General features: G+C 38.1%; 13 protein-coding genes. 9 read left to right on the forward strand and 4 right to left on the reverse strand.

Going from position 1 to position 17,839, the window contains the following annotated elements; translation table 11 throughout:
- The first annotated feature begins 52 nt into the window (after window positions 1–52).
- From AC2A07_RS11815 to AC2A07_RS11825, 3 genes are all read left to right on the forward strand, one after another.
- Window positions 53–367 (forward strand): DUF6660 family protein, encoded by a 315-nt coding sequence (locus AC2A07_RS11815; protein WP_484050573.1) that lies wholly within the window; start codon window positions 53–55, stop codon window positions 365–367.
- Window positions 368–527: 160 nt separating this feature from the next.
- Complete coding sequence (locus tag AC2A07_RS11820; RefSeq protein ID WP_484050574.1) at window positions 528–4,892, forward strand: CusA/CzcA family heavy metal efflux RND transporter; 4,365 nt, start codon at window positions 528–530, stop codon at window positions 4,890–4,892.
- A gap of 1 nt (window position 4,893) precedes the next feature.
- Complete coding sequence (locus tag AC2A07_RS11825) at window positions 4,894–6,156, forward strand: efflux RND transporter periplasmic adaptor subunit (protein ID WP_484050575.1); 1,263 nt, start codon at window positions 4,894–4,896, stop codon at window positions 6,154–6,156.
- 100 nt (window positions 6,157–6,256) lie between these two features.
- On the opposite strand, the gene AC2A07_RS11830 is transcribed toward AC2A07_RS11825, so the two are convergent.
- The 4 genes from AC2A07_RS11830 to AC2A07_RS11845 all read right to left on the reverse strand — a co-directional run bounded on the left by AC2A07_RS11830 (window position 6,257) and on the right by AC2A07_RS11845 (window position 10,673).
- On the reverse strand, window positions 6,257–7,657 hold the full coding sequence (locus tag AC2A07_RS11830; protein WP_484050576.1) for an alkaline phosphatase: 1,401 nt from the start codon (window positions 7,655–7,657) through the stop codon (window positions 6,257–6,259).
- Between the two features lie 48 nt (window positions 7,658–7,705).
- Window positions 7,706–8,917, reverse strand: coding sequence for a GTP-binding protein (locus AC2A07_RS11835; RefSeq protein WP_484050577.1), 1,212 nt, complete (start codon window positions 8,915–8,917; stop codon window positions 7,706–7,708).
- A gap of 5 nt (window positions 8,918–8,922) precedes the next feature.
- A complete protein-coding gene (locus AC2A07_RS11840) occupies window positions 8,923–9,261 on the reverse strand; it encodes a MerC domain-containing protein (RefSeq protein ID WP_484050578.1) in 339 nt (112 codons plus the stop codon).
- Between the two features lie 464 nt (window positions 9,262–9,725).
- On the reverse strand, window positions 9,726–10,673 hold the full coding sequence (locus AC2A07_RS11845) for an alpha/beta fold hydrolase (protein ID WP_484050579.1): 948 nt from the start codon (window positions 10,671–10,673) through the stop codon (window positions 9,726–9,728).
- Window positions 10,674–10,866: 193 nt separating this feature from the next.
- On the opposite strand from AC2A07_RS11845, the gene AC2A07_RS11850 reads away from it, so the two are divergent.
- The 6 genes from AC2A07_RS11850 (at window position 10,867) to AC2A07_RS11875 (ending at window position 17,805) form a co-directional block, all read left to right on the forward strand.
- Window positions 10,867–11,355: an energy transducer TonB gene (locus AC2A07_RS11850; RefSeq protein ID WP_484050580.1), complete on the forward strand. Its 489-nt coding sequence runs from the start codon at window positions 10,867–10,869 to the stop codon at window positions 11,353–11,355.
- A 208-nt stretch (window positions 11,356–11,563) separates the two neighbouring features.
- Complete coding sequence (locus AC2A07_RS11855) at window positions 11,564–12,124, forward strand: DUF6624 domain-containing protein (RefSeq protein WP_484050581.1); 561 nt, start codon at window positions 11,564–11,566, stop codon at window positions 12,122–12,124.
- Between the two features lie 779 nt (window positions 12,125–12,903).
- A complete protein-coding gene (locus AC2A07_RS11860; RefSeq protein WP_484050582.1) occupies window positions 12,904–13,419 on the forward strand; it encodes a DUF2975 domain-containing protein in 516 nt (171 codons plus the stop codon).
- A 1-nt stretch (window position 13,420) separates the two neighbouring features.
- Window positions 13,421–13,627 (forward strand): helix-turn-helix domain-containing protein, encoded by a 207-nt coding sequence (locus tag AC2A07_RS11865; protein WP_314495869.1) that lies wholly within the window; start codon window positions 13,421–13,423, stop codon window positions 13,625–13,627.
- Window positions 13,628–13,747: 120 nt separating this feature from the next.
- The gene (locus AC2A07_RS11870) at window positions 13,748–14,617 is read left to right on the forward strand and encodes an ABC transporter ATP-binding protein (protein WP_484050583.1); all 870 of its coding nucleotides are present in this window, start codon (window positions 13,748–13,750) and stop codon (window positions 14,615–14,617) included.
- A 5-nt stretch (window positions 14,618–14,622) separates the two neighbouring features.
- Window positions 14,623–17,805: an ABC transporter permease/M1 family aminopeptidase gene (locus AC2A07_RS11875; RefSeq protein ID WP_484050584.1), complete on the forward strand. Its 3,183-nt coding sequence runs from the start codon at window positions 14,623–14,625 to the stop codon at window positions 17,803–17,805.
- Window positions 17,806–17,839: the final 34 nt, after the last annotated feature.

The following is a 17,839-nucleotide window of genomic DNA, read 5'->3' on the forward strand; positions in this document are numbered from 1 at the left end:
GGCATTTTGCAATTTTATCTCCATTGTAGAAATAATTTCATAGCTTTGTTCTGTGAAGTTATTCGGACTCCTGCTATCTCTGTTTCTTGTCTTTCTGATTACTATGCCATGCAGTGATTCAGGTTCTGATGTATCTTCTTCTGAAACAAAAGTTACCAGCCATAATCAAAAAGAAGACAGTAAGCATAATGATTTATGCTCTCCCTTTTGTATCTGCGCATGTTGCGGCATTCACACCACTGCACCTGTATACCCTGCTTTTCAGCTGAGCTGTAGTCCTTCACAATATAACGACAGGATTAATGATCTTCATTCTTCAATAGAACTGGATTTCATCTATGGTATCTGGCAACCGCCAAAAATTTAATTTTTATTGATCTGATGATTTTTTTTCATCAAAACTTTAGAGGATACTCTGCAATATGATTGCATGGTCTTTTCAGTCATTTTTGTAACCTGTAAACCTCATCGAATTCAGATGTGATATTCAGTGTTTATCAATCAATAAAAATTAAAAATATTATCACGTGTTAGATACCATTATAAAATTCAGTATCAGGAACAAGATTGTCATTGGTATAATGACTTTGTTACTGATCGTATGGGGAGTCTGGAGTGCATCAAAATTACCTGTTGATGCTGTACCGGATATCACCAATAACCAGGTTCAGATTATCACTTCCTGTCCTACTTTAGCAGGACAGGAAGTTGAGCAGCTGGTCACCTTCCCTATTGAACAAAGCATTGCTAATATTCCTGATATTGAGGAAGTACGGAGTATTTCAAGATTCGGACTCTCTGTCATTACTGTAGTTTTCAAAGAGAATATAGATGTTTATTTTGCCCGTCAGCTTATTAATGAAAAATTAAAAGAAGCAGCGGAAGAAATACCTGCAGGTACCGGAACTCCTGAAATGTCGCCGGTAAGCACGGGTTTAGGAGAGGTTTATCAATACATTCTCCATCCCAAAAAAGGAAGTGAAAAAAAATACACAACCCGCGAACTTCGCTCCATGCAGGACTGGATCGTGCGAAGACAGCTGAACGGAACACCCGGTGTAGCAGAAATCAACAGCTTCGGAGGAGAACTTAAACAGTATGAAGTTGCTGTTGATCCCAGCCGCCTCAGGGCAATGGGGATCAGTATCAGTGATCTTTTCATTTCGCTGGAAAAAAACAATGAAAACACAGGTGGTGCCTACATCGACAAAAAGCCGAATGCTTATTTTATCCGCGGTATTGGTATTGCAACTTCCCTGGAGGATATTAAAAATATCGCAGTGAAGAACAGTACGGGAAGCCTTCCCATCTTTATAAAAGATGTTGCTGAGGTACGTTTTGGGAGTGCCGTACGATACGGTGCTATGACTTTTAACGGGAAAGTGGACGCTGTAGGCGGTATTGTCATGATGCTGAAAGGTTCGAACAGCAATGAAGTTGTCAAAAGCATTAAAGATAAAATCCCGACGATCCAGAAATCATTACCTGAAGATGTGATGATTGAGCCGTTTCTGGACAGAACTGATCTGGTAGACAGGGCTATTAGTACCGTTGAAAAAAATCTTATTGAAGGCGCATTGATTGTCATCTTTGTTCTGGTTATCTTCTTAGGGAATTTCAGAGCGGGATTAATCGTGGCATCGGCAATACCGCTGTCCCTGCTTTTTGCGTTGGGGATGATGAATGTTTTTGGAGTAAGCGCCAACCTGATGAGTCTGGGAGCAATTGACTTCGGTCTGATCGTAGACGGTGCAGTTATTATTGTTGAAGCCACCCTTCATCATCTGGGACTCAGAAAATCAATACATACACTTACACAGGCTGAAATGGATGAGGAGGTTTTCCTTTCAGCATCAAAAATAAGAAACAGCGCAGCCTTCGGAGAAATCATCATTCTGATTGTCTATATTCCGATACTCACCTTATCCGGTGTAGAAGGCAAGATGTTTACGCCTATGGCAAAAACAGTAGGGTTTGCTATCGTAGGAGCACTGATCTTATCTCTTACTTATATTCCGATGATGAGCGCTTTGTTTTTATCTAAAAAGATCTCTCATAAAGAAAGCTTTTCAGATAAACTGATGAATAAACTGCAGAACCTGTATCAACCGCTGTTGCAGAAAGCACTCAGAATTAAGGTTATTATCGTTTCGGCTACGGTTGCGGTATTTGCTGTAAGTATATTCGTATTCAGCAAAATGGGCGGTGAATTCATTCCTCAATTGCAGGAAGGAGATTTTGCTTTTCACTGTATTCTTCCGCAGGGAAGTTCACTTTCCCAGAGTATAGAGACCTCAATGCAGGCCTCAAGAATTATCAAAGAATTTGACGAAGTAAAAATGGTGGTAGGAAAAACGGGATCTGCAGAAGTTCCTACTGATCCAATGCCGCCTGAAGCCACCGATCTGATTATTGTACTGAAGCCGCAGAAGGAATGGAAATCTCAAAAGTCATATAATGTTTTAGCGGATGAAATTTCAGAAAAACTCGAATCGATTCCTGGTGTATTCTTTGAGAAGAACCAGCCTATACAAATGCGCTTTAATGAATTGATGACAGGGATCCGTCAGGATGTAGCAGTGAAAATTTTCGGAGAAAATCTGGACTCGCTTGCTATCTATGCAGATAAAGCCGGTAAAGTCATCCAGAGTGTTGAGGGAGCAACATCTCCTCAAATTGAGAAGATCAGTGGACTGCCACAGATTAACATTGAGTATAACCGAACCAGAATGGCCAATTACGGATTAACCATTGAGGATGTTAACAATGTCGTAAGCACTGCATTTGCAGGTAAAAAAGCGGGACAGATTTTTGAAAATGAGAGAAGATTTGATCTGGTCGTCCGTCTGGACAGTTTGTACAGAACAGATATTGATGATGTCAGTAATCTCATGATCGCAACAGATTCCGGTAATCAGATTCCTCTATCGCAGGTGGCTGATGTCAATTACAAACTGGGGCCTGCACAAATCAGCCGCGATGAAGGGAAGCGCAGGATTGTCATCGGTTTTAATGTAAAAGGCCGTGATGTGAAGAGTGTTGTAGAAGATATTCAGGCTCAACTTGAACAGAAGGTCAGGCTTCCATCGGGATATTATTTTACTTATGGCGGACAGTTTGAAAACTTACAGGCCGCAAGCAAGCGACTGATGATTGCAGTTCCTGCCTCTCTGATCCTTATTTTTATACTGCTGTACTTCACATTCCGGTCTTTTAAGCAGGCTGTATTAATCTTTACGGCTATTCCGATGAGTGCCATCGGAGGGGTTTTCGCTTTGACTGTGAGAGATATGCCGTTCAGCATCAGTGCCGGAATCGGGTTCATTGCTTTATTCGGAGTTGCTGTTCTCAATGGAATCGTATTGATTGGAACGTTTAATCAGCTTGAAAAAGACGGTGAAAAAGATATTCTTAAGCGGGTATCTGAAGGCACCAGAGTGAGACTCCGTCCTGTACTGATGACTGCCGCTGTAGCCTCACTGGGATTTTTGCCTATGGCAATTTCCACCGGTGCAGGTGCAGAAGTGCAGAAGCCTCTCGCAACAGTCGTGATAGGCGGACTGATTACTGCCACTTTCCTTACCCTTTTTGTACTACCTATGCTCTATGTTATTTTTAATACAAAAATCCGAAGAAAAAATATCAGAATACCCCGTATAACGCCCATTGCGATATTGTTTTTACTGATGGCAGGACAGACTTACAGTGCGCAAACTACCAGGATGTTATCCGTAGAAGTTGCTGCTGAACTGGCCGTAAGCAATAATATATCGATCAGATCTAAAGATCTGGATATCAAAACTTCTGAAGCTCTCCTGCCGACATCAAAAGAATTACCAAAATTTAATTTTGATGCTCAGCTGGGGCAATACAACAGCCGGAATTTTGACCAGTCATTTTCGATCTCACAGAACATTCCTTTTCCCACTCTTTTTAAAGCGAGGAAAAATCTTATTAATGAAGAGATCAAAGCAAAGCAGATCAACAGGGAAATTTCAGTTAATGAACTCTTAAAGCAGGTCAGAACCTATTATTACCAGATCGAATATCTTCAGTACAATCAATCCCAGCTTCAAAATCTGGACAGTCTTTATCAGGACTTTATCCGTATTGCTACCGTAAGATTTAAAGCAGGTGATATAAAAAAAATAGAAATCAATACGGCAGAAACTGAAAAAGGGGAAATTAATCTTTTGCTGACGCAGAATAAGGTTTACCTGAATAATGCTTATAAAAGTTTAAAGACGCTCTTAAATATCTCCGATGACATCCGGGTTCCGATCAATAAAAAATTTGAACCACTGAAAACAGAATCCGTATTAGACCGTTCATCTGTTTCCAGCCATCCTACGGTCCTGGCTTTTTACCAAGATATGGAAATCGCAGAGAAGACGAAGCGTGTAGAAAGATCGCAGGGTCTCCCTGAGTTTAACCTGGGATATACCAACCAGTCACTAACCGGTTTTCAGACCGTTAATCAGCAGGAACGGTTTTTTAACTCCGGAAACAGGTTTCATTACGGCAAAGTTGGAATCGCAATTCCTCTGACTTTCGGAGCAACAAAAGCGAGGATTCAATCTCTGGAATATCAGAAACAGACAGCAGAATCCAATGCCAGATATCTGCAGAAACAACTGGAGGCTCAGCTGGAAAATACGTTTAACCAATATCAGCAGAATATTCTGCAATATGATTACTATGTTAATCAGGCAATCCCTAATGCTGATAAAATTGTGAAGGCCGGTCAGCTAGGTTATAAAACCGGAGAAATTTCTTATGTTGAATATCTTTTTGCATTGCAGACCGCAACCCGGATCTACCTGAAATACCTGGAAACCATTCAGCAGGTCAATGAATCTGTCATTACCATTAATTCTATAATCAATCAATAAAATGAAGATCAAATATCATATCATTCTCATCATACTGACATTTCTTTTTATTATCAGCTGCGGAAAAAAAGACTCTTCATCTGAAGGCGGTGAAACCGACAAAACAGAAAAAAAAGAAGACCGGCATGAGGAAACCTTACCAATCATTGCTACTTTAAGTGAGGAACAGATCAAAACTGTCGGGATATCTTTAGGCACTGTTGAAATGAAAGAGCTCACCTCCACGATTAAAGCCAATGGAGCACTGAGAGTTCCGAACAATAATAAAGCTGCCGTAACATCCATGTATGGAGGAATTATAAAAACCCTTAACGTACAAATCGGTGATTTTGTCAAAAAAGGACAGGTAATCGCATCGATCAGTAATCCTGAATACATTCAGCTGCAGGAGCAGTATCTGACGGTTAAAAGCAGACTGTCTTTTGCCGAACAGGAATACAGGAGACAGAAAGAACTTTATGATAACGATGCGGGTGCCAAAAAAAACCTGCAGAGTTCAGATGCAGAGCTCAGAACGTTAAAAACACAGAGGTCTTCTCTTCAGAGACAGCTTCAGATCATGGGGATCAATCCTGCTCAGGTCAATAATGCAAATTTAAAGTCCGGCCTTATGATCAAATCTCCGATCAATGGGACGATCAGTACCATTTCTGCACAGATAGGCAGCTATGTTGATATTTCTTCTCCGGTTGCTGAGATTATTGATAACGGATCCCTGCATCTGGACATGCAGGTTTTTGAGAAAGATCTTCCAAAGATGAAAACAGGACAAACCGTTCATTTTAAATTAACCAATAATCCTGAAACTGAATATGATGCAAAAGTTTACAGTATCGGTTCATCTTTCGAAAATGAAAGCAAAACAGTTTCTGTTCACTGTACAGTCACCGGAAACAAAGCAGGATTAATAGATGGAATGAATATCACGGGAATCGTCAGCCTTGATCAGGTAACTACACCCGCAGTACCTGACGATGCGATTGTGAATGCAGATGGAAAATACTATATTTTCTTTCAGACCGGCAGAAAAACTGATGATCATCAGCATCAATCCAAGGAAGAAAGTACAATAGAAGCAACAGAACATGAGGAAGAGAAAGGCAGTGTAAGTTTTGAAAAAACAGAAGTGCTGAAAGGGGTATCAGACATGGGATATACTGCCGTCACCTTTGTCAAAGAAATTCCCGCCAATACAAAAATAGTGATCAGAGGAGCCTACTTTGTCAATGCAAAACTGAATAATACAGGAGGGCACGAACATTAAGCAGTCAGCCTGCAGTTAACTGTATAACTTATAGTTCAGGAAACACATGCTTTTTCCTGAACTATTTTTTTCAGACAGTAAAATCCAAGAAAGCCTGTTCTTATTGAAAATGAGCAGCCTGCAGCATTAAATAATGTAAGTCTGTGTTTTTCATATAGGGTTTAAGAAGTTCACTTCCGGGACCAAACATGGCGAGTTCTACATAATCTCCGGAATGATCCATGCTGATCCAACCCACAGAATTATGTTTTTTCTGAATTTCGGAATAAGCCCTGAATGGAAGCTTTTTATAATTATACAGCCCTTTTTCCTCTTTTTCAAGCCCTGTGTAAAAACTCATCAGATAGCTGACTTCATCATCAGTCAGTTTTATTTTATTGGTTTCATAGATCCAGTCTCTCGCCAGCTGAAGACTGAAATCAGAGTGGATCGAATTGAGAATATATTCGTTACTGTATTTGTAATCTGAAATGCTGTTAAATTTCTGAGTTGCATTTTCTCCATACATCGTTCCGGGATTTGCATTACCATGGTCAGTTGTTATGATCACCAATGTATTTCCATCTTTCTGAGCAAAATCCACTGCCGCTTCCACCGCCTCTTCAAAAGCGATCTGATCATGAAGCAATGCGCTGATATCATTGGCATGTGCCGCCCAATCTACTTTACCGCCTTCAACCTGTAAAACAAAACCTTCAGGATGATCCTTCATTTGGTTAATGGCATTACGGGTCATTTCAGCTAATGAGGGTGTGACTTGTAATTCCGTGATATTTTCCCTGTCAACAGAATAAGGCAAAGCTCCGGTATTGAATACTCCCAAAATTTTTTTTCCTGATTTTATGCTTTTCAGATCTTCTCCTTTTTTAAGGATTTGATAACCTTTCTGTTCATACAGACTATAAATATCTTTACGATCTTTCCTTTTTAAAGGATTGAAGAACTCATCTCCTCCTCCCATCATTACATCCAATCCGATTTGGGAATACATTTCTGCTATTTCATTTTCTGCATTTCTGCTGTTAGAGTTGACACAAAATCCGGCAGGGGTCGCATGAGTAATACTCACTGTCGTTACACAGCCGGCTTTTTTACCGGCTTTCATGAACTTTTGCCAGATTGGTACATGGAGCTCTCCGTTCAGACCAACATTCAGCATCCCGTTCTTCACCCTGAAACCACCTCCGAAAGCTGAACTGGCTGCAGCAGAGTCTGTCACGATGGAACTTGCTGATGCAGTATCCATCAACGCCTGGGAGACCATATTTTCCCTGTACAAACTGATCCATTTTCCTTTTCTTCCCAATATATTTTGGGAGTACAGGTCTGCCATCGTCAATGTTCCGGAACTCATTCCGTCACTGATCAGGAATATAATATTTTTAGCTTTTTTATTTTTGTTCTGAGACAATCTATTCTGAGCCGGAAACAGATCCCCTGGGTTTAATGTCAATGCACCGGATAACAGGGCGGTTCCCTTTAAAAATTTACGTCTGTCCATTTGATGTAATCATTTAGGTTTTCAATGTGAAGCACAAATCTTAACAGCTTATATGTTTTGGGGGAAAGGATCTGTAAACCTTTCATTTTCAACTATATATTTTTCTTCCTCATTCTGGATCAGACAGTATTCCAGATCAGCTGTTATTTTTTCCCTGTCTAAATCCTGACCGATAAAAACCAACTCATTTATCCTGTCTCCCCATTTCGCATCCCAGTTTTCTTCAATATTTTTTTGATTCCGGATAAAGTAATCATGCTCAATTCTATATTTCATTGGCATACTGCACCACCAAACTCCCGCTTTTTCTAGTCTGAAAGAGCCTCCTGCCTGGGAATAATTCAGTGCATCATCAGGTCTTGATGCAAGCCAGAACAGACCTTTTGCACGAAGTGATCCCTGAGGATAATCCTCGTTCAGAAATTTCCATAGCCGCAAAGGATGGAATGGTCTTTTATTTCTGAATACAAAAGAGCCAATACCATATTCTTCGGTTTCAGGGGTATGATTTTCTGACTGCAGTTCCTTTTGCCAGCCTGCAGCATATTGAGCATTTTCAAAATCAAAAAGTCCGGTATTCAATATTTCTTTAGGGTCTGCATTTCCGAATTCTGATTTTATGATTTTAGCTCCGGGATTTAATTTCTTTATCGCTGCATTGAGAAAATCAACTTCTTCCGAATCTACCATATCTGTTTTATTGAGTATAATAACATCTGCAAATTCGATCTGGTCAATCAGAAGATTGACGATCGTTCTGTGATCACCTTCAATATTGGTAAGCTTCCTGTCCGTTAGGAATTCATTTGATCCGAAATCTTTAATAAAATTAAAGCTGTCCACGACAGTCACCATCGTATCCACATAGCTGAACCTTGAAAGATCAATTCCGCTTTCTTCATCAATATATGAAAAAGTCTGAGCAACAGGAATAGGTTCGCTGATTCCGGTGCTTTCAATAATCAAATAATCAAAACGCTTTTCTGCTGCCAGTTTTTCCACTTCTATCATCAAATCTTCCCTCAGGGTGCAGCAGATACAGCCGTTACTCAGTTCTACAAGTTTTTCTTCAGTTCGTGATAAGGTATTCTGATTTTCAACAAGCCGGGCATCAATATTTACTTCACTCATATCATTGACAATAACCGCTACCTTTAAACCTTCTTTGTTATGAAGAATATGATTTAAAAGTGTTGTTTTTCCTGCTCCTAAAAATCCACTGAGAACCGTCACCGGCAATTTTCCTGTACTGTTTTTCATATCGGTTAATGCTTATGGCTTTTAAAATTGATAACATGTCCGGCAATAAGCCCCAAAGCACCCACATAGATCAGTGGCAGATGAACTTCAAAAATAAGATCACTCATCACAGAAACTGTTATTAAAGCAACAGATAACCAAAGAAAAATATTCAGCCATTTTGTGGTATTTTTTCTCGTAACCCGGTAAACCACAACGGTACCGATTGATAAAAATACCAAATCAATATAAGGATTGTGCGAGATCCCGAAAGGAAAAATCATTAATATAGGAAAAGCAATACAGTGAATAAGGCATAATACAGCTGCTGAACCTCCTATTACATCAAGAACATTCGATTTCATAAAGTTTTATTTTAAATCTGTTATAGTAACTCTGTTGCAAAAGTAAATATAAAAACACAAATAAAGCAACTTTGTTGCGTTAAATATAAAAGAATATTCCGGAGCCAGATTATTTTATCTAATTCTTTAAATGGGAAGTGCTATAATGACAAAATATGGAGAGCATCCTGACTGTACAAAAGTGCGGTAAAGGACATCGGATCTACTTTCTCTGGCTTTTCACCTGAGAAAAATTTATGATGTGGAAAATCATTCAGTTATGAACCTGTTACAGGGTCTTCATTTACTCCCGCTGAATGCGGATATTCCTGAAACTGGGAAAAAAAGGTGTCCAAAAAATCCCGGACACCTTTTAAAATTTATTTTTACGAAAGATGAAATTTCATGTTCAGATATACAGCTTAAGAATTATTCTGAAAAAAATATCATCATATTCTCAGCTTAAACAGTATACTGAATTTCCATTATGGTTTTTCTAAAATTTCATTGATGATTATTTTTTGAACCTGCCCGGCTTCTTCTGTTAATACAGAATGTCCCGCGTTCTCAAATATGAAAATATTTTTTCTTGGAGCTTTTAAACTTTCGAAATATTCTTTTGAAACATTGAAATTTGTCTGTCGATCTTTTTTTCCCAAAAAGAAATACACGGGACAATTGATTTTGGGAAGTTCTCTGAAAAGATTCTTTTGCATTACTTCATTCCAGGTCGGCATCCATGTTTTTGACCAATCCTCCATAAACTGTTTCAGGAGTGGAAGATCTTTTTCCGCAAACGGGTGCCCATCATAGCTGAACATCCATTTTCGAAGATAGTACATCTGCTCGTAATCCGTAAAAGGAATTTTAACCATGTTCAGTTCCTCCTGAGCTTTTGTATCCGATTCTGATTTTGCCTGAAGTTTTAACTGATCAAGAAGCATCTGTTCGCTCTTCGTCTGATTGATCACCGGGCTGAAAGCAATATACGCATTCAACAATTCCGGATGTTTTTCTGCCATCCTGAAACCCAGAACCGTTCCCCATGATTCTCCCACGAGATATAATTTCTTCTGACTGAATTTTTTTAAAAGTATTTTAATGATTTCATAGGTATCATTTTCCATTAATTGCAATGTTACAGGAACCGGGGATTGATTTAAAGCGGCTGTTCTGCCGGCTCCTCTCTGATCCCACTGAACCACCATGAATTTTTTCTGAAGATCAGCAGAGAAAATATCAGCCTGTTTCATCCTTGAACTTCCCGGACCGCCATGTAAAAAAAGAATCAACGGAGCATCTTGGATGCCGCTGTAAGAGACTACCTGCTTTATATCTCCAACTGACAGCGTATCATATCTGGTCTGAGACTGTGCAAGTACATTATTGATCAGCAGCACCATTATCAGGAAGCTGAAAATTCTTGTTTTCATATTATTATCTGTTTTATTTCGGTGGGCAAGGTAAACAAAAATCTCAAATCTCCGGGATATATTATCACCTTAGCGTAAAATCGCCTGTCTGCCGATGATAAATATGATTTCAGAAAAAAACAGAGCCAAAACTATGATTTTCCTGATATTATTTTTGATTCGAGAGTCCGGTCAGAATTATAAAAGTATCTTAGTGAAAAATAATCCAACCATGAATATTATTAAGAAAATCAGCCTGGTCTGTCTGATCATAATGACCGGTACTTCCATCATCAATGCTCAGGAAGTAAAGACGACCGACATCTCAAAAACCGGTGATCAGGAAGCAGGCTATTCTATTATGATCGCTGACTATAATGGAAAAACCGAAAAAATAAAACCTGATTTTCAACCTGATTTTAAAGGTGGACAGGCAGCACTTAATCTTTTTATATCAAAGAATCTGAAATATCCTCCAAAAGCAGTTGACAATAATATACAGGGTGTCCTGGTCGTAAAGCTTGATATAGCAAAAGACGGCACTCCAAAATTAAATGAATTTATAAGAAAACTTGGTTACGGATGTGAAGAGGAAGTTCAGAGGTTAATCAAAAAAATGCCGAAATGGAATCCTGCATCTTTAAATGGTAAACCCATAGATTTTGATTATACTCTCAGGGTTACTTTTAAACTTACAAGTTAATTTTAAAAGAAATTTCAACGGAACAGAATTTCCTTTTTTATGATAAAAAAAGTATTTTAATTTTTATGGATGTCCGTTTTAACCATAACACTTACATCATCAGTCAATGACATATAAACCGTTAAAAACTAAGTTATTACTAATTACGAACATTCATTTTAATTTTAGGTGATTTCTGATGTCCAACCAAAAACCACAGAACTAAAAAATGGAAAATAAGTTTTCAGTAAAATTAATACAACTTGCGGAATATGACCTGTCTGTAAGAGAAAAATTAATGGAACAAAACAGACTTGAAAAAGGCTATCATCCTGAAATGGAAAAAGTACACCGGAAAAATGCCGGAGAGCTGCGGAATATTATTTCTGAAATCGGGTTTCCTACCATCTCTAAAGTTGGCAGAGAAGCCAGTAATGCAGCCTGGCTGATCATTCAGCATTCTATAGGTGAACCTGAATTTATGAAAGACAGCTATAATCTGATGCTCGAAAGTGCGGACGACCTGGAGGCAAGAAATCTTGCATACCTCCTTGATAGAATTCTTTTTTTTCAGGGAAAACCTCAAAAGTACGGCACTCAGCTGAATGCCGACGGAACGATCTATCCTGTTATCCGGAAAACGAAATTAAATGAATTAAGACTGAAACATAACCTGCCTGCCCTCTCCGGCGAAGACATTGATAAGATTCCGCCATCAGAAGCAATAGAACGCCTTGAAAATGAAAACCCTGATTATATTGAATGGAGAAAGAAAGCAGGCTGGAAATAAAATATAACTCATCTGGATTATCCTAATCAAGCAGAACGATCCATCATTCCACAGCATTGGGTTCACAATTTACTTTAATCGCTTGATTGGAAAAATCATTTCTATGCATTCATCCGGAACCATCGTCTTTCTTTTGATATCTCTGATCTCTCACTTGCTAACGTCCAATACCATGGAATGCCGGGATTCAAATATTCACCAGGCTAAGTCCTGATAATTTATTCGAACTTATCTTCATCGCATTGTCCGGTTGTTCAATTTGGATCATCCGGAAACAGAGCGATAAAACTGAATGTATTTATATCATCTCAATAATCAGGTTCAAAATGGCAATTCTATGATACTTTATAACTAATTCTGTCGAAAGCCTTTTCATTTTTTTAGAATCACAGGCATAAACTGTTATTTCATAGTTTCCGGTCTGGAAAAAAAAGAAAATCCTCTTCAAACAGATTAGATTGGCTGAAACTAAATTAAGATCAATCTTGTGATCTGTTTTCCATCGTTTTCAGATAATTGCTTTTGCACCAAATTTTTCCGGGTCCTAAACAACCTTCTTTATCAATAACGCATCCACATATCATGACAATAGTAGCCTGCACTGATCTCCACTGATTGATTTTAATGGGGTTTATTGATAACCTCTGGTTTTTAATTAGTCAATAAAAATGCAGGTTTCACCAATCAAAATTAAAACAAAATTATAATTAATTAATTAATTAATTAATGTTTTACGATAATTAATTATATATTTGCATTAACAATTAATTACAAAACTTATGAATCAGAGCAAAAGCATTTCAAAAGTTCTCTATTATTTATGTATCTTATTATCGGCAGGCTATCTCATTACCTTTTTTTATTCGGCATTTTGTCTGATAACCGGTTTTGCCATTTCGCCGTACAAAGAGAATTTGTACCTGCATATTCATTATCCTCTTACAGAAAAAATATTTCTTATTATTGAAAACAATTATCCGTATATCATCTTTTCATTTTTATTGGTTTTACTGACATACGGGCTGTTTTTCGGGCTGTCGGCAAAAGTGTTCAGAGTTTTTTTTCAGTCAAAATTATTTACTGCAAAAAACATTGCACAACTTAAAGCATTTTACATTTATAATATTTTCTTTCCTTTGCCACTTGCCCTTACAGCAACCTTTTTTGTAGAAGTGGAAAGTATAATCTGGGGATTGGTGTTCATCCACTTCATGCTAGGAATTTTCTGTTTTTTCCTTGCCAATATTTTTAAACAGGGGCTACATTTGCAAAACGAACAAGACTTATTTATATAAAATGCCAATTATCGTCAACTTAGATATCATGCTTGCCAAGCGAAAAATGCAGAGTAAAGAATTGGCAGAGAAACTGGGAATTTCCCCTGTCAATCTTTCGATTCTTAAAACCGGAAAGGCTAAAGGTGTAAGATTTGACACCCTTGAAATGATCTGTCAAATTCTGGAATGCCAGCCGGGAGATATTTTAGAGTACAAAGCTCAATAATCAATATCTCAAAGAGCTTTTTTGATTTGGTTTTACATTAAAGCTTCCCATACTGTTTCTCTACATCCTCAAAAGCAATGGAAACGTTGCCATGGATTCCTATGACCTAAATTCAACAATATGAATACTCTCTTTATCAACAACCTCAACCTTACTTACAACAATGGATTTCAGGCGATCAAAAACATTTCGATGGAAATCGGGAACGGAATGTTTGGCCTGTTAGGACCCAATGGAGCCGGAAAATCATCATTGATGAAAACCATTGTGGGTCTACAGAAACCCAATTCCGGCAATGTCACCTTCAATGGAACCGATGTTTCACAAAATCCGGATTACATGAAACAAAATCTGGGATATCTTCCTCAGGATTTTGGCGTGTATCCTAAGGTTTCTGCCTACGATCTTTTACAGCACATCGCTATTTTGAAAGGTATTAAAGACAGGATTGACCGGAAAAAACAGATTTTAAACTTACTGGAAAAAGTGAATCTTTCTGATTTTAAAAATAAGGAAGTACACACCTTTTCCGGAGGGATGCGACAGCGGTTTGGTGTCGCTCAGGCTTTACTGGGAAATCCTAAAATCATTATTGTAGATGAGCCTACCGCCGGTTTAGATCCTGAAGAACGAAACCGCTTCAATTCTTTGCTTAATGATATCAGCAGCGAGGTGATCGTCATTCTGTCAACACATCTGGTTGAAGATGTCCGTAACCTCTGTTCAAAAGTGGCGATTATAAGTCAGGGACAACTATTCAGACAGGGCAATCCAAACCAACTGATTGCTGAGCTTGACCATAAAATATGGTCAAAGCCTATTGATGTGATTCAATTGGAAGAGTATCAGTCCCGTTACCGGATAATCAGTCAGCAACTGATTGAAAGAATACTTTATATCACTGCATTTTCAGAACATCAGCCTGAAGATTTCTCAGCAGTCACCCCGACACTGGAGCACGTTTACTTCCATACACTTTCCCAAAAATAATTACGATGAACGCTTTACTTTTATTTGAGGTCAGACGCAGTATCAGTCGCTGGCCCATCTATCTTATTACCTCAGTTTTGATCCTTGCAGGCGTTTTCTGCGGCAATCAGTTTAACCTCACGGTCGGGGAAGGAATTTACTTAAATTCACCTTACACTATTGGCTTCATGACAGGGATCCTGAGCCTGATTATCATCTTTCTTGCGATCATTTACGCAGGTCAGATCCTTTTCAGAGATTGGGATTCAAGATTTGACGTCCTTATTTTTTCATATCCTATTTCGAAAAGAATTTATCTGCAGGGCAGGTTTCTAGCTTTTTTTCTTCAGACTTTTTTAAGTTTCATCTTTTTGATAACAGGTTTTGTGATCGGACAGAATTTTCGTGCAGGAAGTGAAATGCAGCCCTCTTTTAATTTTTTTCATTACCTGTACCCGCTCCTGGTTTTTGGCGGCACCAATTCTTTTTTGATATGCAGCTTTTTATTTTTTGTTTCATTCAGCACAAAGAAAAAGCTTCCTGTCGTTATCGGTGGACTGTTTCTTTATGTTGTCTATATGATCATTCTCATATTCTCCAATTCTCCGTTCATGTCAGGAAGTTTACCACAGTCACAGGAAGCTCAGCAATTATCAGCCTTAACTGACCCATTTGGAATTTCAGCTTATTTTTTTGAAGCCAAGAACTTATCAGTAAGTCAAAAAAATGAGTTCCCAGTGCCATTTTCAGGATATTTTCTGATCAACAGAATGATCTTTTCAGTTGCTGCCATATTGTTTTTACTTTTTTCCTACAGATTTTTTTCTTTCTCACCAATTGCCGTAAATAAAAACAGAAACAGGATCAGAAGCAATACGGCTCCGTCAGCCATGCCCTATAAAAATATTTCAGAAGGTTTTACGGCAACAACATCTTTATTTGACTTTAAAGCAGAGATCGAATCTGTATTATCATTCGCAAAAATCGACCTTATTTATCTGTTTAAAAGCATTATTATTATAGCTGCTTCTATCCTGCTGTTATTTTTTATAGGAATGGAAATGTATGCAGAAATTGAAAAAGGAATCCGCCTGCCTCAGAACTATGCAAGCTCGGGATTGATGTCTGTCGCTATCCTTGAAAATTTCTACTTTTTCGGTATACTGATCATGGTTTATTTTATCAATGATCTCTACTGGAGAAGTCATTCTTCAGGATTTTCACTCATTGAAAAAAGCAACTACTTCTTTACAAGTAAACTGACCGGTCATTTTCTTTCTGCCAATATCCTGTTATTCTTTCTCAGTTCTCTGTTGATTATGGAGGGTGTAACATTCCAGCTGGTATACGGCTATTTTCATATTGACTGGAATGCCTATGCAGGAGTTATTCTTTTTAATACTTTTCCGCTGATCATTTTCGCAGCTTTCATCTTATTGGTTAATGACAATATCAAAAACAGATTTGCTGCTCTTGGAGTGTCTGTACTAATCGCTTATACTTTGACAACGCCGGTCTCAAAAAAAATCATCGTTTATCCATTATTAAGAATTTTTTCAGATTACAGAGGTACTTACAGTGATTTTAACGGATATGGAATTTATGTGCAGTCTTTTGCGGAAAAACTTTTATTTGGAGTGGGCTTACTCTCATTTCTATGGCTGGTCAATGAATGGACCAAAACCAAAAAGCAGAGCAGCAAAAAAATCATCATACCCTTTATTTTGCTGGTTGCAGGAAGTTTTGCCGGACATCTTTTTATGAAAGATTATATCCCTGAAAACGAAGATGATAAAATTTTACAATCCGTCAGATACGAACAGAAATTCAAAAAGTATGAACAGCTTCCGCAGCCAATCGTTACGGATGTGGTGACGCAGATTCACCTTTATCCATCAGAAAATTCATATACGGTTAACGGAACCTATCAGTTAATCAATCAGACCGAAAAACCTGTTCAAAAAATTCTTATTAATTTTCATCATGACCTTAAGGTAGAATCTGCTGTTTTCAGGACAGCTTCCGAATCAAAAAAAATTGATCAGCATATCAGTGAAATTTATTTAAAACATCCTTTAAAACCTGGAGAAAAAGCAAATCTTGATTTTAAAATTTCCTATCATTGGTTTGCTGTGAATGGTCACGACCCTTTTAACGCCATCATTGCAAACGGATCTTTTATGAGAATTAGCAGGTACTTTCCTGCATTAGGTTATCAGAATAACAACGAGATTGACGATAAAAAGAAACGGTCAGAATTCAAGTTGCGGAAACAGCCGGAACTGAAAAGATCAGACGCTCCTGAAGTATTTAGAAAAGATTTTATTAATCTTGACATGACTGTTTCCACAGAAAAAGAACAGAGTGCTGTGGGAACCGGAGATTTAATTGACAGTTACAGTAAAAACAACAGGAATTATTTTCGGTATAAAGCTGGTAATATTCCGTTTCGGTTTGCCGTTTCTTCAGCAAAGTATCTGGTAAAAAGTATTGTTTACAAGGGAATAACGATCAACGTTCTCTATCATGAAAAGCATTCAGAAAATGTAGAACATCTGATTGAAAACGTAAAACGAACTTTGGATTACTGTACCCGTAATTTTGATAAGTACCCATACAAAACGGTAAACTTTGCAGAAGTTTCATCATTTACGCAAGGTTTTGCAGCAACTGCTTATCCTTCTGCGGTTTTCATGACGGAAGACCTGCTTTTCCATGCTAATATCCACGCAGATAAGCAACAGGATGTAATCAATGAACTTGCAGGGCATGAACTGTCTCATCTCTGGTGGGGAAACAGCAATATAGATCCTGATGACAGGGAAGGTGCAGTGATGCTCACAGAAACCTTAGCCATGTATACCGAAATGATGCTTTACAAAAAAATGCACGGCAGAAAAAAAATGATGGATAAAATACAGATGCACCAGCAGATTTATGACAGTGAAAAAGGGCTTTCACAAAATCAGCCACTCTGCAAAGTTAAAGCTGAAAATACTCATATTTCCTATTCCAAAGGTGCAGTTGCGATGGTCAGACTAAGTGATATCGTCGGTGAGGAAAAGGTCAATAAAGCACTCAGGAATTTTCTTTTAAATAATCAGTATCCTAAAAAACCATCTTCATCAGACCTGCTCAGAGAATTCTATGCAATAAGTCCTGATGAATCTGTACGGAAAAAAATCAAAATTCTGTTTGAATCTGAATAACTTACGGCCTTCCCAATGTGGGAAGGCTTTATCA

The sequence above is a fragment of the Chryseobacterium sp. HNCC26DJ238 genome, assembly GCF_057180465.1.

Excerpts from the sequence above, each read along its gene's own strand:
- AC2A07_RS11825 (WP_484050575.1), top strand. The coding sequence starts at position 4,894 with ATGAAGATCAAATATCATATCATTCTCATCATACTGACATTTCTTTTT.
- AC2A07_RS11830 (WP_484050576.1), bottom strand. The coding sequence starts at position 7,657 with ATGGACAGACGTAAATTTTTAAAGGGAACCGCCCTGTTATCCGGTGCA.
- AC2A07_RS11835 (WP_484050577.1), bottom strand. The coding sequence starts at position 8,917 with ATGAAAAACAGTACAGGAAAATTGCCGGTGACGGTTCTCAGTGGATTT.
- AC2A07_RS11840 (WP_484050578.1), bottom strand. The coding sequence starts at position 9,261 with ATGAAATCGAATGTTCTTGATGTAATAGGAGGTTCAGCAGCTGTATTA.
- AC2A07_RS11845 (WP_484050579.1), bottom strand. The coding sequence starts at position 10,673 with ATGAAAACAAGAATTTTCAGCTTCCTGATAATGGTGCTGCTGATCAAT.
- AC2A07_RS11855 (WP_484050581.1), top strand. The coding sequence starts at position 11,564 with ATGGAAAATAAGTTTTCAGTAAAATTAATACAACTTGCGGAATATGAC.
- AC2A07_RS11860 (WP_484050582.1), top strand. The coding sequence starts at position 12,904 with ATGAATCAGAGCAAAAGCATTTCAAAAGTTCTCTATTATTTATGTATC.
- AC2A07_RS11865 (WP_314495869.1), top strand. The coding sequence starts at position 13,421 with ATGCCAATTATCGTCAACTTAGATATCATGCTTGCCAAGCGAAAAATG.
- AC2A07_RS11870 (WP_484050583.1), top strand. The coding sequence starts at position 13,748 with ATGAATACTCTCTTTATCAACAACCTCAACCTTACTTACAACAATGGA.
- AC2A07_RS11875 (WP_484050584.1), top strand. The coding sequence starts at position 14,623 with ATGAACGCTTTACTTTTATTTGAGGTCAGACGCAGTATCAGTCGCTGG.